General features: G+C 70.7%; 18 protein-coding genes, 3 tRNA genes and 1 CRISPR repeat array. Of the genes, 15 read left to right on the top strand and 6 right to left on the bottom strand.

Annotated features, from left to right (window positions below; genetic code table 11):
• Positions 1–681 precede the first annotated feature (681 nt).
• On the bottom strand, positions 682–1,377 hold the full coding sequence (locus tag F603_RS0116585) for a lipase family protein (RefSeq protein ID WP_019547107.1): 696 nt from the start codon (positions 1,375–1,377) through the stop codon (positions 682–684).
• Between the two features lie 278 nt (positions 1,378–1,655).
• Between F603_RS0116585 and F603_RS0116580 the strand changes: the two genes are divergently transcribed.
• Positions 1,656–2,390: a hypothetical protein gene (locus F603_RS0116580; protein ID WP_019547106.1), complete on the top strand. Its 735-nt coding sequence runs from the start codon at positions 1,656–1,658 to the stop codon at positions 2,388–2,390.
• A gap of 45 nt (positions 2,391–2,435) precedes the next feature.
• Here the strand turns inward: F603_RS0116580 and F603_RS0116575 are convergent, their stop codons facing one another.
• Positions 2,436–3,113, bottom strand: coding sequence for an NAD(P)H-binding protein (locus F603_RS0116575; RefSeq protein WP_019547105.1), 678 nt, complete (start codon positions 3,111–3,113; stop codon positions 2,436–2,438).
• A gap of 60 nt (positions 3,114–3,173) precedes the next feature.
• Positions 3,174–4,496, bottom strand: coding sequence for an amidohydrolase family protein (locus F603_RS0116570; protein WP_019547104.1), 1,323 nt, complete (start codon positions 4,494–4,496; stop codon positions 3,174–3,176).
• Between the two features lie 299 nt (positions 4,497–4,795).
• Between F603_RS0116570 and F603_RS0116565 the strand changes: the two genes are divergently transcribed.
• The 6 genes from F603_RS0116565 (at position 4,796) to F603_RS0116540 (ending at position 8,179) form a co-directional block, all read left to right on the top strand.
• Positions 4,796–4,868: transfer RNA gene (locus tag F603_RS0116565), tRNA-Thr, on the top strand.
• A 45-nt stretch (positions 4,869–4,913) separates the two neighbouring features.
• A tRNA-Met gene (locus F603_RS0116560) sits at positions 4,914–4,986 on the top strand.
• An 89-nt stretch (positions 4,987–5,075) separates the two neighbouring features.
• The gene (rpmG, locus tag F603_RS0116555; protein WP_019547103.1) at positions 5,076–5,240 is read left to right on the top strand and encodes a 50S ribosomal protein L33; all 165 of its coding nucleotides are present in this window, start codon (positions 5,076–5,078) and stop codon (positions 5,238–5,240) included.
• 170 nt (positions 5,241–5,410) lie between these two features.
• Positions 5,411–5,744: a CRISPR direct-repeat array (repeat unit 29 nt; unit sequence CTGCTCCCCGCGCGTGCGGGGATGGTCCC).
• A 370-nt stretch (positions 5,745–6,114) separates the two neighbouring features.
• Positions 6,115–6,582 carry a MaoC family dehydratase N-terminal domain-containing protein gene (locus tag F603_RS0116550; protein ID WP_026328475.1) on the top strand — a complete coding sequence of 156 codons (468 nt, stop codon included), beginning with the start codon at positions 6,115–6,117 and terminating at the stop codon, positions 6,580–6,582.
• A gap of 5 nt (positions 6,583–6,587) precedes the next feature.
• Positions 6,588–7,022 (top strand): MaoC family dehydratase, encoded by a 435-nt coding sequence (locus tag F603_RS0116545; RefSeq protein WP_019547101.1) that lies wholly within the window; start codon positions 6,588–6,590, stop codon positions 7,020–7,022.
• Positions 7,023–7,090: 68 nt separating this feature from the next.
• Positions 7,091–8,179, top strand: coding sequence for a UDP-N-acetylmuramate dehydrogenase (locus tag F603_RS0116540; RefSeq protein WP_019547100.1), 1,089 nt, complete (start codon positions 7,091–7,093; stop codon positions 8,177–8,179).
• 527 nt (positions 8,180–8,706) lie between these two features.
• Here the strand turns inward: F603_RS0116540 and F603_RS0116535 are convergent.
• Complete coding sequence (locus tag F603_RS0116535; protein WP_019547099.1) at positions 8,707–9,834, bottom strand: adenosine deaminase; 1,128 nt, start codon at positions 9,832–9,834, stop codon at positions 8,707–8,709.
• Between the two features lie 116 nt (positions 9,835–9,950).
• Complete coding sequence (locus F603_RS0116530; RefSeq protein ID WP_019547098.1) at positions 9,951–11,201, bottom strand: pyridoxal phosphate-dependent aminotransferase; 1,251 nt, start codon at positions 11,199–11,201, stop codon at positions 9,951–9,953.
• A gap of 249 nt (positions 11,202–11,450) precedes the next feature.
• On the opposite strand from F603_RS0116530, the gene F603_RS0116525 reads away from it, so the two are divergent.
• The 3 genes from F603_RS0116525 to nusG all read left to right on the top strand — a co-directional run bounded on the left by F603_RS0116525 (position 11,451) and on the right by nusG (position 12,860).
• A tRNA-Trp gene (locus F603_RS0116525) sits at positions 11,451–11,523 on the top strand.
• Between the two features lie 117 nt (positions 11,524–11,640).
• Positions 11,641–11,919 carry a preprotein translocase subunit SecE gene (secE, locus tag F603_RS0116520; RefSeq protein ID WP_245600810.1) on the top strand — a complete coding sequence of 93 codons (279 nt, stop codon included), beginning with the start codon at positions 11,641–11,643 and terminating at the stop codon, positions 11,917–11,919.
• Between the two features lie 71 nt (positions 11,920–11,990).
• Positions 11,991–12,860 carry a transcription termination/antitermination protein NusG gene (gene nusG, locus F603_RS0116515; protein ID WP_019547096.1) on the top strand — a complete coding sequence of 290 codons (870 nt, stop codon included), beginning with the start codon at positions 11,991–11,993 and terminating at the stop codon, positions 12,858–12,860.
• Positions 12,861–12,960: 100 nt separating this feature from the next.
• On the opposite strand, the gene F603_RS0116510 is transcribed toward nusG, so the two are convergent.
• Entirely contained in the window at positions 12,961–14,307 is a 1,347-nt protein-coding gene (locus F603_RS0116510; protein ID WP_019547095.1) for a type III PLP-dependent enzyme domain-containing protein, read from the bottom strand.
• Between the two features lie 258 nt (positions 14,308–14,565).
• Between F603_RS0116510 and rplK the strand changes: the two genes are divergently transcribed.
• The 5 genes from rplK to rpoB all read left to right on the top strand — a co-directional run bounded on the left by rplK (position 14,566) and on the right by rpoB (position 21,364).
• The gene (rplK, locus tag F603_RS0116505) at positions 14,566–15,000 is read left to right on the top strand and encodes a 50S ribosomal protein L11 (protein ID WP_016909644.1); all 435 of its coding nucleotides are present in this window, start codon (positions 14,566–14,568) and stop codon (positions 14,998–15,000) included.
• 118 nt (positions 15,001–15,118) lie between these two features.
• A complete protein-coding gene (rplA, locus tag F603_RS0116500; protein WP_019547094.1) occupies positions 15,119–15,841 on the top strand; it encodes a 50S ribosomal protein L1 in 723 nt (240 codons plus the stop codon).
• Positions 15,842–16,252: 411 nt separating this feature from the next.
• On the top strand, positions 16,253–16,819 hold the full coding sequence (rplJ, locus tag F603_RS0116495) for a 50S ribosomal protein L10 (protein ID WP_016909646.1): 567 nt from the start codon (positions 16,253–16,255) through the stop codon (positions 16,817–16,819).
• Between the two features lie 95 nt (positions 16,820–16,914).
• Complete coding sequence (gene rplL, locus F603_RS0116490; RefSeq protein WP_016909647.1) at positions 16,915–17,307, top strand: 50S ribosomal protein L7/L12; 393 nt, start codon at positions 16,915–16,917, stop codon at positions 17,305–17,307.
• 574 nt (positions 17,308–17,881) lie between these two features.
• Positions 17,882–21,364, top strand: coding sequence for a DNA-directed RNA polymerase subunit beta (gene rpoB / locus F603_RS0116485; protein ID WP_019547093.1), 3,483 nt, complete (start codon positions 17,882–17,884; stop codon positions 21,362–21,364).
• Positions 21,365–21,462: the final 98 nt, after the last annotated feature.

The following is a 21,462-nucleotide window of genomic DNA, read 5'->3' as shown; positions in this document are numbered from 1 at the left end:
CCCGCCGCATCAAAACGTTGGGCGACCTGGACTGCTCCCCGCGTGCGCGGGGATGGACCCGTCCTCCGGCCGGGCCATCGGGTCCGGCCGGGCTGCTCCCCGCATGCGCGGGGATGGACCCGAGGGGACCCTCTTCGGCGCCATCCGGAAGGACCTGCTCCCCGCATGCGCGGGGATGGACCCCACAAGCCGAAGTTCCGGGGGCAGGACGAGGGCTGCTCCCCGCGCACGCGGCGATGGACCCAGCGCCGGCAACGTGCTCGTCGGAATCTTCTGCTGCCCCCCGCACACGCGGCATTGGTCCCCATGGACAAGGGCCAGCTCGTTGACGACGTCCGGCTCCCCACGCATGCAGGGACATCCGGCGTCCTCTCAACTTGCCTTCAGGGAAGGCATGTTGTGCACACCGCGCTCACCCGGGCACCGTCATGAGTCCCACGCCGCGTGACCGCCCACCGGACCCGTACCGCACGGTCACCCGCTGCCGAGCGATGCAGACGCCGAGCCATGACGCCGCCCAGCCTCAGCGCGGATGCACCGAGCCGCCCGGCGACGACGGACCACGACACGGGCGCCCGAGCCGAGCGCCCCCGTACACGACCGCAGGCGCGCCGACGCAGAGGCGCCCCCACTCAGAGCCCCGGCGCCCCCGGAGCACTGACCCCAAGCCCCGAACGCCCCTCACCCGCCCCCCACCATCCGCACAACCCACCGCACCGTCTCCCCCGCGTCGACAACCTGCTGCAAATGCGTCCCGGGCAGCCGCTCCACCTTCCATCCCCGATCCCGGGCATCCGCCGCCTCACCGTCGTAAGGCGGACTGAACTGCAGGTAAGAACAGGCCCCGTCCCCCCACCCACGAGGCACGGGCAAACACTGCTCGAAGTAGGCGAGAGGCAGGGCGGGTTGCTCCTCGACGATCGCCCGGCGCAGCTCGGGGTCCGGGAGCATGGCGGCGACGTCGTCCTCCGGCCACCAGTCGGTCCAGCGGGGCAGCACCCCGTCGACGGCCATCGGGCGGAGCGCCTCCAGCAGCTCCGGCGGGAGCGCGGGGCTCGGACCCGCGGTCGCCGGCAGCGTGGCGTCGACGAAGAGCGAGTGCGCCACGGGCTGGGCGATGCCCGCGCGGATCGCGGGGACCAGCAGCCCCGCGTTGCTGTGCGCCGCCAGCGCGACGGGGGCGTCGTCCGGCACCCCGGCGAGGCTCTCCCGTACGGCGTCCACCGCGCGCGGCCAGTACGGCGGCTCGCCGGAGCCGACGTCGAGCAGCGACGGGACCCGGACCTCGTGCCCCGCGGTCCTGAGGCGTTCGGCGACGGGGTGCCAGGTGGTCGGCCCGACGAGCGGGCTGTGCACGAGAACGAGGAGCGGCGCCATACGGGGATGCTGTCCCTGCGCCGACGAGGGCGCCGGCGCTTCGGCCCGGAGCGAACACTCAACGGCGCGCTGCGGGGCGTCACTTCGCGACGACGCAACGAGTGCGCTCCCCGCCGTCGACCGGGCGTGATCGACGTCATTCACCCGTTGAGGCCTATCTCACGGCCCCTCGACCTCCGCATGGAAGGCCCGAAAAGTTACGCTTTCGACGGATCGGACTTCAGTGCCCCGAGCACCCGCCCGACAGACGGCCCACCCCGACCCCACGCGGAGTCAACGTGACCGAGCCCCGGCAGCTTTCCCCGTTGCAGGGGCAGAGTGCTGCGCCGCGGTACGTCTGGTACGCGTCGTTCGGCTCCAACCTGCACCTCTCCCGCCTGCGTTACTACCTCGCCGGCGGCTGCCCGCCCGGCACCGGGCGCACCTACCCGGGATGCCGCGACCCCCGCGACCCGCTGGAGTCCACGGCCGTCGCGCTCCCCGGTGACGTCTACTTCGCGGGCGAGTCCCCGGTGTGGACCGGCGGCGTCGCCTTCTACGACCCGGCCGCCGAGGGCATCGCCGCAGCGCGGGCCCACCTAGTCAGCGTCGAGCAGTTCTCGGACATCGCCGCCCAGGAGATGCACCGCGACCCGGGTGCCGACCTCGACCTCGACGCGGTCCTCGCCGCGGGCAGGCTGGAGACGGGACCGGGCCCGTACGAGACGCTCGTCTGCGCCGGGTCGCTCGACGGCCGGCCGGTCCTCACCTTCACCGCGCCCTGGTGCAGGAACGACGTCACCTGCACCGCGCCCTCGGCGCTCTACCTCCACCAACTCGCCTCCGGGCTGCGGGAGTCGCACGCCTGGGCACCGGAACGCATCGCCGAGTACCTCTCCGCGCGCTCCGGCGTCGCGGGGCACTGGGCGTCCGACGCCCTTCTCTCGGTCTGCCGCGGCGAGGTCGACGCCGCCGTCGCGCCGGGCGACGTGGCAGAGGTCCTCCCCGAGCCGGTGCGGCAGCCGGCGTCGTAGGAAAGGAGCGGGACCCGCTCTTCGTGCGTACGCCGGCCGCCGTGCTCAGCGCCCGGCGATCGACTCCACCGCTTCCTGGATCGGCGTCTCCCCGCCGATCAGCTCCAGCGTCTCGCCGGCCGCCCGCGGCTCGTCGAGGAGCGCGAGGAGCACGGCCGCCACGTCGTCCCTGGTGACCTCGGCGCGGCCTGTCGAGGGGGCGAGGGTGACGCGTCCGGTGCCCGGGTCGTCGGTGAGGCGGCCGGGGCGCAGGATCGTCCAGGCGAGGTCGGGGCGTGCGCGGATGTCCTCCTCCGCCTGGCCCTTGGCGCGGAGGTAGGCCGCGAAGACCGGCTCCATGCCCGGGGGCGGGTGCTCGGCATCCACGGAGGAGTCGGCTCCCATGCTGGAGACGACGAGGAACCTGCTCACCCCGGCGCGTTCGGCGGCGTCGGCGAAGAGCGCCGCGGCGGCCCGGTCGACGCTCTCCTTGCGGGCGACGCCGCTGCCGGGTCCGGCGCCGGCGGCGAAGACGGCGGCGTCGGCGTCCTCCAGGTGCTTCGCCACGTCGTCGACGCTTGCGGACTCCAGGTCGCAGACGACGGGTTCGGCTCCGGCGGCGAGCAGGTCGCTCGCCTGCGCGGAGCGTCGGACGATGCCCGCCGCCCGGTCGCCCCGTCCGGCGAGCAGCCGCTCCAGTCGAAGGGCGATCTTTCCGTGTCCTCCAGCGATCACAGTGCGCATGTCCCCGACCGTACGCCGACGAGTCCGCTCGCGCGCGGTCTCCTTCCTACCCGCTGCCCCTCAGCCCTGGGACTGCCGCGGCAGCCCCAACTCGGCGGCCGTGGCGAAGTCGCAGAACTCCCGCACCGCGCTGGTCCGCGCCACGACCCGCCCCCGGTGCACCACCACCCTGCTGTACGCGAGCGACAGCGCACCCGCGAGCTCGTCCCCCCGCACCGCGAGCAGATCGGCGGGGAAGCCGGCCTCGACGCGCACCTCAGGCAGCCCCATCACAGCCCTGGCCGCACCGCTCACCGCCTCGTACGCGGCGTGCGGAGGCGCCTCACCGTGCGAGGCGAGGAGGTACGCGGCCTCCAGCGGATCGCCCCTCCCCACCCGGTTCGACGCGTCGCGCAGCGCCCCGCTCCCCGCGGCGACGGAGACGCCGGCCCGCGTCAGCACGCTCATCGGCGCGGCCCGCGAGGGGAGTTCGGGCGAGGACCGCTCCACGGCGGAGCAACTCCCCTGCGGCAGGCAGACGACGGTGACGCCGGCCGCCGCGAGCTGCTCGGCGCAGCGGACGGCGGTCCGGTGCGGCTGCCGGGCGAGGCCGCCGCACGGCCCGATGCTCACCGCGGGCCGGAACCCGCCGGCCGCCGCGGCGAGACGGGTGAGCCGCGCCGGGTCGTCGCCCTCGGTGTGCAGGTCGACGGGGCAGCCGTGCTCGGCGGCGACCGTCAGGACCGCCTCCACGTACCCGGCGGGATCGGGGTCGAGGTCGGGGCAGCCGCCGACGGCGGTGGCCCCCATCTTCACCGCGTCCCGCAGCATCGCCAGCCCCTCGGCACCCGCGGCCCCCGTGAGCAGCCGCGGCACCGCGACGGCGCTGAGATCGATGAGCCCACGCAGCGAGCGTCTCGCCTGCAGCACCGCTTCCAGCCCCGAGAGTCCGGCGACGTCCCCGATGCGCACGTGGGTGCGCGACGCGGTGGCACCCTGGCCGAGTTGGAGGAGCGCGGCCTGGGTGGTGCGGCGCTGCACGTCCTCCGGCTCGTACGACGGCGGGCCGGCCGGACGGTCCTCCGCGGGCGGGGCCTGGTCGGCGGTGAGCGCGGAGTCGTAGTGCGCGTGGGGCTCGGCGGGTGCGGGGAGGAGCAGGTAGCCGGCGAGGTCGACGAGCGCGGCCCCGCGCCTGCCGTACCCGACGGCGAGGCTGCCGGCCGTGCCGACCGCCTCGATACGGCCGCCCGCGACGCGGACGTCGACGGTGCGGCCGTCGGCGAGACGCGCCCCGCGCAGGACGAGCGGGGGAGTGCGGGGTCCTTCGCGCGACTCGCGTTCGGGTTCGCCGCGGCCGGGCTCGCGCTCTGGCTCTGACGGCTCCTGCGGCTCACTCTCGGTCATCGGTCTCCCAGGGGCGCGGAGGTCACTTGGCCCGGGGCGCCCCGGGCGGGCGGCGCGCGGATCGAGCGTAGGGCGCAGGGGAGAGCGCGGCGGGGAACGACCGAATAGTCGTACCGCTGTGGTGCGGTGGGGACGCCGCCCCTCGCAGCTCTGCGGACTGCGGCGGAGGCGGCGTGCGGCCCGGCTCGGCCTCCCGGAACGGCAGTTGGGGGCGGTCGCGGGTGCGCGGCGTGGGAGGGTTCAGGGGGCCGGTACGGATTTCACCTTTGGCTGCGAGGCGTGTAATGTCTTCCCCGCTCGCCCCAATAGCTCAGTCGGCAGAGCGTCTCCATGGTAAGGAGAAGGTCAACGGTTCGATTCCGTTTTGGGGCTCTGATGTGACTGGTCCTCTGCCGTCGGTGGAGGCCGCCGCATCGTGGCGGTGTAGCTCAGTCGGTAGAGCAAGCGGCTCATAATCGCTGTGTCACCGGTTCAAGTCCGGTCACCGCTACTTCACCGACAGTAGCCGATTGCAGGGTCGGTCCTCCGATCGGCTACTATTTCTGCGTTTGTCCATCCGTTTGTCAAGGAGCACTCAACGTGGCTGCCACAGACGTCCGCCCGAAGATCACGCTGGCCTGCGTGGAGTGCAAGGAGCGGAACTACATCACCAAGAAGAACCGTCGGAACAACCCCGACCGGATCGAGATGAAGAAGTACTGCCCCAGGGACAACCGTCACACCGTCCACCGCGAGACGCGCTGACGTCCGCGTTCCGAGGGCCGGAAGTTCTTCCGCGAGGCCGCTCCCTGTGTCGTCAGGGGGCGGCTTTGTCGTGTGTGCGCTTGGCTGCCGTGACGGTGTCCGATTTGTCACGCTCGGGACAAGTTGCTTCAGTGGGGGTCGGCCGCTGAGAAACGTGCAGGTCAACGAGCCTGCTCCCCGCGCGTGCGGGGATGGTCCCTCGGGCCACCTCATCCACAGCGACGACCCGATCTGCTCCCCGCGCGTGCGGGGATGGTCCCAAGCGGCCGGCGCACAGCGAGTCCACCGAGGACTGCTCCCCGCGCGTGCGGGGATGGTCCCGAACTGATCGGGTTCGGCCGCATCGCTACTGACTGCTCCCCGCGCGTGCGGGGATGGTCCCTCCGAGAATCGCGCCCAGGAAGTCGCCGCGATCTGCTCCCCGCGCGTGCGGGGATGGTCCCTACCACCTCGAAGCGGACTTCATCGAGGACATCTGCTCCCCGCGCGTGCGGGGATGATCCCGGGCTCCTGGTGACCGATTACAAGATGTCGGGCTGCTCCCGCGCGTGCGGGATGGTCCCGATGCGGAAAGCACTGCGACCGCTATGCCTGCTCCCCGCGCATGCGGGGATGGTCCCAGGGCGCCAACCGGCATCTGCCCGTGGCGGGGCTGCTCCCCTGATCACGCCCGCCTCAACGGCTCCGGGCCGTTTCTCCCCCCCATTCGCGGGGACTTCGCGAGTGCTCCCTGCACACCGCCCTAGCCACCCCCATAGGTATGCTGCTCCCCGCGCACGCGGGGGCGGCGGTGGTGCATCCCGCGGCGCCGCAGCAACCCCCCCCCGTCGAGCAGACGAGGCGCGAGGCACCGAAGCAGCAGGAGGTGGCGCCGATGGCGCTCGACAAGTCCTTCGAGGGGCGGAGCTATCCGCCGGGGCGTACGTACGAGGTCGGCAGGGAGAAGATCCGGGAGTTCGCCGAGGCGATCGGGGACGCCAATCCGGCCTACACCGACCCGGAGGTCGCGCGGGCTCTCGGGTACGCGGACGTGATCGCGCCGCCCACCTTCGTCTTCTCGCTGACGTTCCGGGAGGCGGGGCAGGCGCTCCAGGACCCGACGCTCCAGCTCGACTACGGACGGGTCGTCCACGGCGACCAGAAGTTCCACTACCACCGGCCGGTGCTCGCGGGCGATCGCCTCTCGGTCACCTCGACGATCGACTCGATCAAGTCCATGTCCGGGAACGACATCCTCGACATCCGCGGGGACGTGTACGACAGCGCGGGCGAGCCCGTGGTGACCGCCGTCACCAAGGTCGTCGTCAGGGGCCCCGAGTCCGACTCGGCAGAAGGGAAGTGAGCCGCATGGGCGCGAGGATCGCGTACGCCGACGTCGAGGTCGGCACCGAACTGCCGGCCCAGCGCTTCCCCGTGACGAGGGAGACCCTCGTCCGTTACGCGGGCGCCTCGGGCGACTTCAACCCGATCCACTGGAACGAGCGGTTCGCCAAGGAGGTCGACCTCCCGGACGTCATCGCGCACGGCATGTTCACCATGGCCGAGGCGGCCCGGGTCGTCACCGACTGGACGGGGGACCCGGGCGCCCTCGTCGACTACGGGGTGCGGTTCACCAAGCCCGTCGTCGTGCCCGACGACGGCAAGGGCGCCGAGATCGAGGTCTCCGCCAAGGTTGCGGCGAAGCTCGACGACGACGCGCGCACGGTCCGCGTCGACCTCACCGCGACGAGCGCGGGGCAGAAGGTGCTCGGGATGTCCCGCGCCGTCGTCCGCCTGGCGTGACCGCACCCGGCGCCCGGCGCCGCGGGACGGCGCCGGGCGCGCGGCGCGGACCTCGTACGCTTGGCACCGTGCAGGAACTCGACACCACCGAAGCCCCGCAGCCGCGCACCGAGTACGGTGCCCCGCTCGCTCCGCTGACCACCCTCCGACTGGGCGGCCCGGCCGCACGGCTGGTCACCGCCGAGACGGACGAGCAGGTCGTCGCCGCTGTGCGCGAGGCCGACGCGAGCGGCACCCCGCTGCTGATCGTGGCGGGCGGCAGCAACCTGGTCATCGCGGACGAGGGCTTCGCCGGGACGGTGCTGCGGATCGCGACCCGCGGGTGTGTGCTCGACGGCACCGATCTCGAACTCGCCGCCGGTGAGAACTGGTCGGAGGCGGTCGCGCGGACCGTGGAGGCGGGGCTCGCCGGCGTCGAGTGCCTCGCCGGCATCCCGGGTTCGGCGGGTGCCACTCCGGTGCAGAACGTGGGCGCCTACGGCCAGGAGGTTTCCAGCACGCTCACCGAGGTGATCGCGTACGACCGGATCGGTGGCGAGACCGTCACCGTCCCGAACGAGGAGTGTGGCTTCGGATACCGCTGGAGCCGCTTCAAGGCCGAACCCGACCGCTTTACGGTGCTCCGCGTCCGGTTCCGACTGGAGGACGCGGGCGGGCTCTCCGCGCCGCTGAAGTACGCCGAGACGGCACGCGTTCTGGGCGTCGGCGCGGGGGAGCGCGTGCCGGTGGAGCGCGCACGGGAGACCGTCCTCGCGCTCCGCGCGGGCAAGGGCATGGTCCTCGACGCGACGGACCACGACACCTGGTCGGCCGGCTCGTTCTTCACCAACCCGGTCCTCGACGACGCCGAGTTCGCCGCCTTCCGCGCTCGCGCCGGCGCACGCCTCGGTGCCGGCGTCGAGCCCCCCGCCTTTCCGGCCGGCGAGGGAGGCACCAAGACCTCCGCTGCCTGGCTGATCGACAAGGCCGGGTTCACCAAGGGCTACGGCACCGGGCCCGCCCGCATCTCCACGAAGCACACCCTCGCCCTCACCAACCGCGGTGAGGCCACCACCGCAGACCTCCTCTCCCTCGCCCGCGAGGTGCGCGCCGGCGTCTTCGACGCCTTCGGGGTGACCCTCGTCAACGAGCCGGTGACAGTGGGCTGCTCGCTGTAGCGCGGACCGGCGCCGGGCCCCGCCCGTCGTACGCCGCACCTTCGGACGTCGTCCGAGCGGGCGAGCCCTGTAGACGGCGCTCGTGGACGGGCGTGCCACCGCGGCGTGCGAGAGGTTCCCACGACTGGATGAACCCGCCGGGGCACCTCAACACCGTGCGCTTGTGCGGAGGTTGAGCCACCGGTGAACGAAGGGCTTCAGCGCAGTTGGCGCGGACATCGTGAGCGGTGAGGCCGGAGCGGCGATCGCCATCGCGCGGAACACCGGCGTGCTGCCCGATGCCCTGCCAACCTCCGTCATGACAACGCCGGTTCACCAGCGGACCCGTCGTCCGGCAGGGACGGCTCGCTCCCGGCGTGAGGGAGCCGGTCGTGTGCTCGCAGCCGCGAGCGGGCGGCAGCCCGGAACGGCGACACCACCCGTCTGCCGCATCACTGCCAGGGCGACGTACGAACCACCCCGCCCCGGCTGACGCCCGCCAAGCGCCAGCCGCCCGACGAGCCCGCTCCTTGGACACCCCCGTCCCGTCAGCCCGCGCCGCCGCCGGGCGGCACCGTCAGCCAGTCGTCGATCCGTGCCAGCGTCCGCTGCCGCACGTCGGAGGGCATCACCGCGCCGCGCACCGACTGCCGTGCGAGCTCGGCGAGTTCGATGTCGGTGAACCCGTGCGCGGTGCGCGCCAGCGTGTACTGGGCGGCGAGCCGTGAGCCGAAGAGAAGCGGGTCGTCGGCGCCGAGCGCCATCGGCACGCCGGCGTCCCACAGGCGGCGCAGCGGGACGGAGCGGTCGTTCTCGTAGACCCCGAGGGCCACGTTGGACGCGGGGCACACCTCGCAGGTGACACCCTGCTCGGCCAACTGCCCGAGTACGCGCGGGTCTTCGGCGGCGCGGACACCGTGGCCGACGCGGCCGGCGCGCAGGTCGTCGAGGCAGTCGCGGACGCTGCGCGGCCCGGAGAGCTCCCCACCGTGCGGAGCCGCGATCAGGCCGCCTTCCCTCGCGATGGCGAATGCGCGGTCGAAGTCCCTTGCGAATCCCCGGCGTTCGTCGTTGGCGAGGCCGAAGCCGACGATTCCGCGGTCGCGGTAGCGGACGGCGAGCCTCGCGAGGGTCCGCGCGTCGAGCGGGTGCTTCATCCTGTTGGCCGCGACGAGGAGCCGCATCCCCAGGCCCGTCTCGCGGGAGGCGCGGTCGAGCGCGTCGAGGATGATCTCCAGTGCCGGGGTGAGCCCGCCGAGGAAGGGCGCGTACGACGTCGGGTCGACCTGGATCTCCAGCCACTCCGAACCGTCGCGCACATCCTCCTCGGCCGCCTCGCGGACCAGGCGCTGGATGTCCTCGGGGCTGCGCAGGCACGAGCGCGCGATGTCGTAGAGGCGTTGGAAACGGAACCAGCCGCGCTCGTCGGTGGCGCGGAGCTTCGGGGGTTCGCCGCCGCTCAGCGCCGACGGCAGCCGTACGCCGTACTTGTCCGCGAGCTCCAGGAGCGTCGAGGGGCGCATCGAGCCCGTGAAGTGCAGATGCAGATGGGCCTTGGGCAGGGTGTGCACGTCGCGGCCGTCGACGCTCGCCCGGGTCTGCCCCGGGTCCGCGCCGTGCCGGGGCTCCTGGCGGTCGCGCGCCTGCGGGGGGCGCTCTCCTGAAGACTGCAACATCCCAAGATCCTGCCGCATCCGCGGCCTCGACCGGTAGCCGGTTCCCGGCCGGGGGACCTTCCGAAAACGCGAGCGGCCCCGGAACTCCGGGGCCGCTCGCGGGAGTTCGGGTCGGCTCAGTCGCGCGCCTCGGCGAGGAGCTGCTGGAGGCGCGAGACGCCCTCGGCGAGGTCCTCGTCGCCGAGCGCGTAGGAGAGGCGGAGGTACCCGGGCGTGCCGAACGCCTCGCCGGGGACGACCGCGACCTCGGCCTCCTCCAGGATCAGCGCGGCGAGTTCGACCGAGGTGGCGGGGCGCCGGCCGCGGATCTCCTTGCCGAGCAGCGCCTTGACGGAGGGGTAGGCGTAGAAGGCGCCTTCGGGCTCCGGGCAGAGCACGCCGTCGATCTCGTTGAGCATCCGCACGATCGTCCGGCGGCGCCTGTCGAAGGCCGTACGCATCTCCGCGACCGCGTCGAGCCCGCCGGAGACGGCGGCGAGCGCCGCGGCCTGCGAGACGTTGCTGACGTTGGAGGTGGCGTGCGACTGGAGGTTCGTCGCCGCCTTCACGACGTCCTGCGGGCCGATGATCCAGCCCACCCGCCAGCCGGTCATGGCGTAGGTCTTCGCCACGCCGTTGACGACGACGCAGCGGTCTGCGATCTCGGGCACGGCGACGGGAAGGGAGGTGAATTCGGCGTCGCCGTAGACGAGGTGCTCGTAGATCTCGTCGGTGAGGACCCAGAGCCCGTGCTGCGCCGCCCACGTGCCGATCGCCTCGACCTGCTCGCGCGGGTAGACGGCGCCGGTCGGATTGGAGGGCGAGACGAAGAGGACGACCTTCGTCCGCGCGGTGCGCGCCGCTTCCAACTGCTCGACGGAGACGCGGTATCCGGTGGTCTCGTCGGCCGTCACCTCCACCGGGACGCCGCCCGCGAGGCGGATCGACTCGGGGTAGGTGGTCCAGTACGGAGCGGGGACGATCACCTCGTCGCCCTCGTCGAGGAGGGTGGCGAATGCCTGGTAGATCGCCTGCTTGCCACCGTTGGTGACGAGGATCTGCGACGGCTCGACGCGGTAGCCGGAGTCCCGGAGCGTCTTCTCCGCGATGGCGGACTTGAGTTCGGGGAGACCGCCCGCCGGGGTGTAGCGGTGGAACCGCGGTTCGCGCGCGGCGGCGACGGCTGCCTCGACGATGTAGTCGGGCGTGGGGAAGTCCGGTTCGCCGGCGCCGAACCCGATCACCGGGCGACCGGCCGCCTTGAGTGCCTTGGCCTTCGCGTCGACGGCGAGCGTCGCCGACTCGGAGATCGCCCCGACGCGGGCGGAGATCCGCCGGTCGGTCGGGGGCTGTGCCGGGGGAGTAGCGGAAGGAGTGGCTGCGGTCATGTAGGCATGCTCCCAGACCCCGGTGACAGCCGGCACTCGGGCTGTGGACGGCGACGGCCGTGCGCACCACGGGGCCGAGGGCGGGACGGCAGCGCCGAGCGGGGCGCAAGGGAGCTGTTCGACGCCGGGACGCAGAACACGTACACTCTCACCTCGTTGGTCCTCATCGGCAGCCGTGACCGTGGAAGAGCCCGGAGCGCAGAAGCACTCCAAGCGACCGCGCGGGTACGGTAAGTTGGGGAACCGCAAAGGGTCGTAGCTCAATTGGAAGAGCACTGGTCTCCAAAACCAGCGGTTGGGGGTTCGAGTCCCTCCGGCCCTGCTCCACACATCGGTGCCTTGGTGTGTGTGCTTGCGTACGTACTGAAATGCACCGCCGTGCGGCCGGGCCGGACGCCGCAGGGCAACGACCCGGATCAGGTGAGGACGAGTGACGGAGATCACGGACACCACCGAGGTCCCCGAGCCCGGAGGGTCGTCGGACGGCGGCGGCAAGAAGCCGCGTCGTGGCGGACGGCGGGGGAAGAGGGGCCCGTTCGGCCGCCTCGCGCTCTTCTACCGGCAGATCGTGGCCGAGCTGCGCAAGGTCGTCTGGCCGACGCGGCAGCAACTCTCCACGTACACCACGGTCGTGATCATTTTCGTGGTCATCATCATCGCCTTCGTGTTCGTGCTTGACTATGGGCTTACCGAAGTCGTTAAGCGCGTCTTCGGCTGACCTCCAGCGGGAGACCGCCGCTGGCGGTCCTTTCCGTATGTACGACCCTTTGAAGCCAGGAAGAAGCCACAGTGTCTGACCCCAACCTGAACGACGCCGTCGAGCCCTCCGAGGGCGCCGACACCGCGCCCCGCACCGACGAGGCTGAGGGCGACGGGGTCAAGCTGGCGGCCGACGCGCTCGCCGCTGAGGACGCCGAAACGGCGGCTGCCGAGGCCGAGCAGCAGGAGCCCGACACGGAGCCGGCCGAGGAGGCCGCCGACGCCGCCGAGGGCGAGGCGGAGGAGGTCGCCGAGGAGGCCGAGGCCGCCGAGGAGCAGGTCGACCCGATCGCCCAACTCCGCGACGAACTGCGGTTCCTCCCCGGCGAGTGGTACGTCATCCACACCTACGCGGGCTACGAGAACCGCGTGAAGACCAACCTCATGCAGCGCGCGGTCTCCCTCAACGTCGAGGACTACATCTTCCAGGCCGAGGTGCCGCAGGAGGAGGTCGTCCAGATCAAGAACGGCGACCGCCGCACCGTCCGGCAGAACAAGCTCCCCGGCTACGTCCTCGTCCGCATGGACCTCACCAACGAGTCCTGGGGCGTCGTCCGGAACACCCCGGGCGTCACGGGCTTCGTCGGCAACGCCTACGACCCCTACCCCCTCACCCTCGACGAGATCGTCAAGATGCTCGCCCCCGAGGCGGAGGAGAAGGCCACGAAGGCCGTGGCCGCCGAGGAGGGCAAGCCCTCGGAGGGCGGACGCAAGGTCGAGGTGCAGGTCCTCGACTTCGAGGTCGGCGACTCCGTCACCGTCACCGACGGTCCCTTCGCCACCCTCCAGGCGACGATCAACGAGATCAACGCCGACTCCAAGAAGGTCAAGGGCCTCGTCGAGATCTTCGGTCGTGAGACCCCGGTCGAGCTCAGCTTCGACCAGATCCAGAAGAACTGAGGCCGCACCGGCCGAGAACGAGCGAAGGAGCCCCCGCCGCAGCGGCGGGGGCTCCTTCGTCTGTTCCCAACTTCAACGCTGTATTCGGCAGTTGACGGGCTCAGACCGGGTCGGCGTCGTCGAGCAGGGCGCCGAGGTGCTGCACACCGCTCTCCGCGAGCACCTCCTCCAGGCGCTGCGCAGGGCGCACGAGCGAGAACCGGACGCCCCCGGCGTGCTGCCGGAAGGCATGGACGGCGGGCCGGGGAAGGCTGTTGTACTGGAAGGGCGTCGAGAAGTAGTACGCCCCCGTGTCGTAGAGCGCCACGATGTCCCCCGGTTCGAGTTCGGGCAGTCGCGCCCCGCGTGCGACCAGGTCCCCGGCGAAGCAGCACGGCCCCGCCACGTCCTGGACGAGCTCGGCCGCGGCCTTGGGCTCGCCCGCCGCGTCGAAGGCGCCGACGCGCAGCGGCCAGGACTCGGGCGCGAAGGCGGTCCGCGTCGCCACCTGTGCACCGGCGTGACCCACGGCGATCCGGCGTCCGCCGGCGTCCTTGGTGTACTCGACCATGGCCACGATGAATCCTTGCTTCGCGAGCAGCGCCCGTCCGAACTCGGTGACCAGCGTGTACTCCCCGTCGAGGAGCCCGGGCACCTCGTCGCGCAGCCGCTTCGCGTAGGTGGCGAAGGAGGGATCGGTCTCGTCGCTCGCGAAGTTGACGGGCAGCCCGCCACCGATGTCGAGCGTGTCCACCTGCCGACGCCCTGCCTCCCGGTTGATCCGCTCGGCGAGCTCGTAGAGCACCCGAGCAGAGGCCGTCATCACTTCGAGTGGAACGCCCTGCGAACCGCTGTGCGTGTGGAGCCGGGTCAGCCACGGCCGCTCCAGGTAGCTGCGGACGAGCCACTCCTCGGCGCCCTCGTCGCGCAGGGCCACGCCGAACTTCGACGTCCGCGTCGCCGTGCTCATCGCGTCGATCGAGCCGCTGCCGACCTGCGTGTTCACGCGCACTCCGAGCGGGGCACCCGGCGGCAGTCCGGCGCGCTCCCGCTCGGCGACGAGCCGGTCGAGGCGCCTCAGCTCCTGGGGGTTGTCCGCGTTGACGGCGACGCCCGTGGTGAGCGCCTCGCGCAGTTCGGCGACCGTCTTCGCGGGGGAGTCGAAGACGATCCGCTCCGGAGGCACCCCGGCGGCGCGCGCCAGCGCCAGCTCCCCGGGGCTCGCGACCTCGCACCCCACGCCCTCCTGGTGCAGCAGCTCCAGCACCGGGGCCAGCGAGGCGGCCTTCACGGCGAAGGTGTGCAGCACCGTGCCGGGGCCGTCGAACGCCGACCGCAACTCCTGTACGGAAGCCCGGATTCCGTCCACGTCGAGGAGGCCGAGGACGGGGGCCTCCGGCCCGACGAGCCTCAGCCGCACCGCTTCCCGCACAGCAGCCTGCCTGCGTGCCACGGGGTCGGACACCATCGGTCGCTCCTCTCCCAGCCTCCGTCGAACCGCTCCACTGTGCGCCATGCGCGCCTTCGGCGTCATCGGAGGATCACCCGAAGACAGCGGCGGCGAACGGACGTGTGAGTCGGGGGCCGGGGAGGAGCACAGGAGCCGGGGTCCGTGATGACCAGCCGGTTTCAGAGTCGGGCGCGGTAGCGGCTATCGTTGCGCAGTATGCCTCCGTCCGTATGAAGGGCGGCGGTGAATCACCTCTCACTAGGACCCGGAGAGAGCATGCCTCCCAAGAAGAAGAAGGTCGCGGGGCTCATCAAGCTCCAGATCCAGGCCGGTGCCGCCAACCCGGCCCCGCCTGTCGGCCCGGCGCTGGGTCAGCACGGCGTCAACATCATGGAGTTCTGCAAGGCTTACAACGCCGCGACCGAGTCGCAGCGTGGCTGGGTGATCCCGGTCGAGATCACGGTCTACGAGGACCGCTCGTTCGACTTCATCACCAAGACCCCGCCGGCCGCGAAGATGATCCTGCGTGCCGCAGGCGTCGAAAAGGGCTCCGGCACCCCGCACACCACCAAGATCGCGAAGATCACCCGCGACCAGGTGCGCGAGATCGCCACCACCAAGATGCCCGACCTCAACGCCAACAACATGGACGCCGCCGAGAAGATCATCGCCGGCACCGCGCGCTCCATGGGCGTCACCGTCGAGGGCTGAACCAGCCATAAGTCGGAGCGCCCTCGGGCGCCCCGCCGTGGAAGGGCCGGGCGCTGGCCCGCACCACGACTCCATCCCCGCCGTGCGCCCACGCACGGTGCAACTGTCAGGAGCAGTAGTGAAGCGCAGCAAGAACCTCCGCGAGGCGGACGCCAAGGTCGACAAGTCGCGTCAGTACGCGCCGCTCGAGGCCGTCCGGCTCGCCAGGGAGACCTCCACCAAGAAGTTCGACGCGACCGTCGAGGTCGCCCTGCGCCTGGGCGTCGACCCGCGCAAGGCCGACCAGATGGTCCGCGGCACCGTGAACCTGCCGCACGGCACCGGCAAGACGGCCCGGGTCCTGGTCTTCGCGACCGGTGACCGTGCTGCGGCCGCGGAGGCTGCGGGCGCCGACATCGTCGGCTCCGACGAACTCATCGAGGAGGTCGCGGGCGGCCGCCTCGACTTCGACGCCGTCGTCGCCACCCCGGACCTCATGGGCAAGGTCGGCCGCCTCGGCCGCGTGCTCGGTCCGCGTGGCCTGATGCCGAACCCGAAGACCGGCACCGTCACTCCCGACGTCGCCAAGGCCGTCACCGAGATCAAGGGCGGCAAGATCGAGTTCCGCGTCGACAAGCACTCCAACCTCCACTTCATCGTGGGCAAGGCGTCCTTCTCCGACGACCAGCTCGTCGAGAACTACGCCGCAGCGCTGGAGGAGGTCACCCGCCTGAAGCCGGCGGCGGCCAAGGGCCGTTACATCCGCAAGGCGACGATCACCACGACCATGGGCCCCGGCGTCCCGGTCGACCCCAACCGCACCCGCAACCTCCTCACCGAGGAGGACCCGGCCGCGGTCTGAACCGACGCCCGCCGCGGCGCCTTCGGGTGCCGCGGCGCCGCTCGCAGGGGCCCGCACGCGCGTACGCGCGTGCGGGCCCCGCTTCGTTCCGCAAGGCCAATGCGCCTTGCTCCAAAGGCTTTTGGAGCCGACCTCCGGTGCGACAGGGGGCGGATTTGCCGCTTCGCACCCGGCTCGCGTAATCTCGGGCCGAAGCCAAAGACCGCTGGTCGCTGTCGCACTCATCGTGGGGTGCGGTGGCCGAAGGACCCGCACACCGCGGGCGGCCCGCGCAGGTGATTGAGGAAGAAAGCTCCCGGGGCGCCCCGCGTCCGAGGTCGAGCCCGACGCCCCATGCACCTGTGCTGGGGCGCTTGTTGTGTCTGAGCCCCTTCCGAGCGGTCCTCATCACCCGGAAGGAGGCCGAGGCTCATGGCGAGGGACCAGGTCGCACCCGACAAGATCGACGCTGTCGCTGAGATGACGGACAAGTTCCGGAACTCCAGCGCCACCGTGGTCACCGCGTACACCGGACTCTCCGTGGCACAGCTCCAGGAGCTGCGCCGTTCTCTCGGTGACAACACTCAGTACCGTGTGGTGAAGAACACGCTGACCAAGATTGCGGCCAACGAGGCCGGGATCACTGAGCTCGACGAGTTCTTCGTCGGCTCGTCGGCTGTCGCCTTCGTGACCGGTGACCCGGTCGAGGCAGCCAAGGGTCTCCGTGACTTCGCCAAGACCAACCCTGCCCTGGTCATCAAGGGCGGCATCGTCGACGGTGCGCAGTACAGCGCCGACGACCTCAAGAAGCTCGCGGACGTCGAGTCCCGCGAGGTGCTGCTCTCCAAGCTGGCCGGCGGCATGAAGGCGTCCATGGCCAAGGCCGCGGCGACCTTCGAGGCCCCGCTGACGAAGTTCGTGCGCACCGCGGACGCCCTTCGCAGCAAGGTCGACGAGCAGGGCGGTGCCGATACTCCGGCTCCCGCCGAGGCCGAGTAACCAGGGGCTCGCCCCGCGTACCCGGTCGCAGCGGGCCCGTAAGCCCGCCGAAATGTTCATCCGGCACCAGCCGAATTAGTGGAAGGACCGCCACCATGGCGAAGCTCAGCCAGGACGAGCTGCTCGAGCAGTTCAGCGACATGACCCTCATCGAGCTCTCCGAGTTCGTGAAGGCGTTCGAGGAGAAGTTCGACGTCGAGGCCGCCGCCCCGGCCGCCGCCGTTGTCGCCGCCCCGGCCGCCGGCGGCGAGGGCGCTGCCGACGCCGAGGCCGAGCAGGACGAGTTCGACGTCGTCCTCGCCGGCGCGGGCGACAAGAAGATCCAGGTCATCAAGGTCGTGCGTGAGCTGACCTCGCTCGGTCTCAAGGAGGCCAAGGAGCTGGTCGACAACACCCCGAAGCCGGTCCTGGAGAAGGTCGCCAAGGACGCCGCCGACAAGGCCAAGGAGGCCCTCGAGGGCGCCGGCGCCTCCGTCGAGGTCAAGTGACCAGGTTTCTCCCGGCACTTCGGTGACCTTTCGCCCGCGCTGGCGTGCGATTGGTCACCAGACCAGGGCGATCACCCGGAAGGGTGGTCGCCCTTCGTCGTGCTGTCGCTGGTTGCGATGAACCTCGTCCCGCGCGGGGTAGGGTGATCATCGCTGGACCAGGGGGCCTTGACGTACGGGCACGCAGCGCGCAATTCTCTGGACGCAACGTCGCACCCACCGCCGTTCCCGAGCACCGCACATCGATCGTCGATCGGATGCATGGATCGAGGATGGAGCGGGAAGTGTTGCGGCAAGCACATCCGCCCCGGCGAACCGAGGCCGCCGGAGCGGTAGCAGTACGGCAGCAGCACCCAGCAAGCAGAAACGAAGAGAAGAACCCCTCCCGGAGGAGCGATTGCCACCTGTCGGAGGCGAAGACCGGGGCCCCGCGGGGGGCCCGGAAATCTGCTCTGGACATCAGTGGGCCTTGTGGCTACACTGACCCTTTGCGCTGCCATATAGCTGCTCCCTGCCCGTCACCAGGGGCACAGGTATGCGTGTAGAGAGTCCGAGCCCTCGGAAGGACCCCCTCTTGGCCGCCTCGCGCACTGCCTCGACTGCCAACTCGAACAACGGCGCCAGCACCGCCCCGCTGCGCATCTCTTTTGCAAAGATCAGGGAACCCCTTGAGGTCCCCAACCTCCTCGCGCTCCAGACCGAGAGCTTCGACTGGCTCCTCGGCAACGACGCGTGGAAGGGTCGCGTCGAGGCCGCGCTGGACAGCGGACAGGACGTCCCCACCAAGTCCGGTCTGGAGGAGATCTTCGAGGAGATCTCCCCGATCGAGGACTTCTCCGGGTCGATGTCGCTGACGTTCCGCGACCACCGCTTCGAGCCCCCGAAGAACTCCATCGACGAGTGCAAGGAGCGCGACTTCACCTACGCCGCGCCGCTCTTCGTCACCGCCGAGTTCACCAACAACGAGACCGGTGAGATCAAGTCCCAGACGGTCTTCATGGGCGACTTCCCGCTCATGACCGACAAGGGCACCTTCGTCATCAACGGCACCGAGCGCGTCGTCGTCACGCAGCTCGTGCGGTCGCCCGGTGCCTACTTCGACAGCTCCATCGACAAGACGTCCGACAAGGACATCTACTCCGCCAAGATCATCCCGTCCCGGGGTGCCTGGCTGGAGATGGAGGTCGACAAGCGCGACATGGTCGGTGTGCGCATCGACCGGAAGCGCAAGCAGTCCGTGACCGTGCTGCTCAAGGCGCTCGGGTGGACGAACGAGCAGATCCTCGAGGAGTTCGGCCAGTACGAGTCGATGCGCGCGACCCTGGAGAAGGACCACACCCAGGGTCAGGACGACGCGCTCCTCGACATCTACCGCAAGCTGCGTCCGGGCGAACCCCCGACGCGTGAGGCCGCGCAGACGCTGCTGGAGAACCTCTACTTCAACCCGAAGCGCTACGACCTCGCCAAGGTCGGCCGGTACAAGATCAACAAGAAGCTCGGTGGCCAGGAGCCGCTGGACTCCGGTGTGCTCACCACGGCGGACATCATCGCCACGATCAAGTACCTGGTGAAGCTGCACGCGGGCGAGACCGAGACCACCTCGGCCGAGGGCGACGAGATCGTCATCGAGACCGACGACATCGACCACTTCGGCAACCGCCGCCTGCGCAACGTCGGCGAGCTGATCCAGAACCAGGTGCGCACCGGGCTCGCGCGCATGGAGCGAGTGGTCCGCGAGCGGATGACGACGCAGGACGTCGAGGCGATCACGCCGCAGACGCTGATCAACATCCGGCCGGTCGTCGCCTCCATCAAGGAGTTCTTCGGCACCAGCCAGCTCTCCCAGTTCATGGACCAGACGAACCCGATCTCCGGCCTCACCCACAAGCGCCGTCTCAACGCGCTCGGCCCCGGCGGTCTGAGCCGTGAGCGGGCCGGCTTCGAGGTCCGTGACGTGCACCCGTCGCACTACGGCCGGATGTGCCCGATCGAGACGCCGGAAGGCCCGAACATCGGCCTCATCGGTTCGCTCGCCTCCTACGGCCGGGTCAACGCCTTCGGCTTCGTGGAGACGCCGTACCGCAAGGTCGTGGACGGCTTCGTCACGGACGAGGTCCACTACCTCACCGCCGACGAGGAGGACCGCTTCGTCATCGCGCAGGCGAACGCACCCCTCAACGACGAGCAGCGGTTCGCCGAGGAGCGAGTGCTGGTCCGTCGCCGCGGCGGCGAGGTCGACCTCATCCCGGGCGACGACGTGGACTACATGGACGTCTCGCCGCGGCAGATGGTGTCCGTGGCGACGGCCATGATCCCGTTCCTCGAGCACGACGACGCCAACCGCGCCCTCATGGGCTCGAACATGATGCGGCAGGCGGTCCCGCTGATCAAGGCGGAGTCCCCGCTCGTCGGCACCGGCATGGAGTACCGCTGCGCGGTCGACGCCGGCGACGTCATCAAGGCCGAGAAGGAGGGTGTCGTCCAGGAGGTCTCGGCCGACTACGTCACCGTGGCCAACGACGACGGCACGTACACCACCTACCGGATCGCCAAGTTCACCCGCTCCAACCAGGGCACCTCCTTCAACCAGAAGGTGCTCGTGGACGAGGGTGCCCGCGTCGTGGTCGGCCAGGTCCTCGCGGACGGCCCCTCCACCGACGAGGGCGAGATGGCGCTCGGCAAGAACCTCCTCGTCGCCTTCATGCCGTGGGAGGGCTACAACTACGAGGACGCGATCATCCTCAGCCAGCGGCTCGTCCAGGACGACGTCCTCTCCTCGATCCACATCGAGGAGCACGAGGTCGACGCCCGGGACACCAAGCTCGGCCCCGAAGAGATCACCCGGGACATCCCGAACGTCTCCGAAGAGGTCCTCGCCGACCTCGACGAGCGCGGCATCATCCGGATCGGCGCCGAGGTCGAGGCGGGCGACATCCTCGTCGGCAAGGTCACCCCGAAGGGTGAGACCGAGCTGACCCCCGAGGAGCGCCTGCTCCGCGCGATCTTCGGCGAGAAGGCCCGCGAGGTGCGCGACACCTCCCTCAAGGTGCCGCACGGCGAGACCGGCAAGGTCATCGGCGTCCGCGTCTTCGACCGCGAGGAGGGCGACGAACTCCCGCCCGGCGTCAACCAGTTGGTGCGGGTCTACGTCGCGCAGAAGCGCAAGATCACCGACGGTGACAAGCTCGCGGGACGGCACGGCAACAAGGGCGTCATCTCGAAGATCCTGCCCGTCGAGGACATGCCGTTCCTCGAGGACGGCACCCCCGTCGACGTCATCCTCAACCCGCTCGGCGTCCCCTCGCGGATGAACCCGGGGCAGGTCCTCGAGGTCCACCTCGGGTGGCTCGCCTCGCAGGGCTGGAAGGTCGAGGGCTCCGAGGAGTGGATGGAGCGGCTGAAGGCGATCGGCGCCGACGACGTCGACCCGGGTACCAACGTCGCGACCCCGGTCTTCGACGGCGCCCGGCAGGACGAGATCGGCGGCCTCTTCGACTCGACGGTCCCCAACCGCGACGGGGAGCGCATGGTCCAGTCGTCCGGCAAGGCACGGCTCTTCGACGGCCGTTCCGGCGAGCCGTTCCCGGACCCGATCTCCGTCGGCTACATGTACATCCTCAAGCTGCACCACCTGGTCGACGACAAGCTGCACGCCCGCTCGACCGGTCCGTACTCGATGATCACCCAGCAGCCGCTGGGCGGTAAGGCGCAGTTCGGTGGCCAGCGCTTCGGTGAGATGGAGGTGTGGGCCCTGGAGGCGTACGGCGCCGCGTACGCGCTGCAGGAGCTGCTCACCATCAAGTCCGACGACGTCACCGGACGTGTGAAGGTCTACGAGGCCATCGTCAAGGGCGAGAACATCCCCGAGCCGGGTATCCCCGAGTCCTTCAAGGTGCTCATCAAGGAGATGCAGTCGCTCTGCCTCAACGTCGAGGTGCTGTCCTCCGACGGTATGTCGATCGAGATGCGCGACACCGACGAGGACGTCTTCCGCGCGGCGGAGGAACTCGGAATCGACCTGTCCCGGCGGGAGCCGAGCAGCGTCGAAGAGGTCTGACGGGTCGCCGGGCTCCCTGCCAGGGAGCCCGGCCTTCCCCCTCGGCCCCTAGGGGGCCTGGGCGGCAGTCCCGCCCGGACCCCGTTCAGACCATCGAA

The organism is Streptomyces sulphureus DSM 40104, from assembly GCF_000381025.1.
In the GTDB taxonomy this organism is placed as follows: Bacteria; Actinomycetota; Actinomycetes; order Streptomycetales; family Streptomycetaceae; genus Streptomyces; species Streptomyces sulphureus.
The sequence above is the reverse complement of the archived record's forward strand: the minus strand, read 5'-3'. Positions and strand labels throughout refer to the sequence as shown.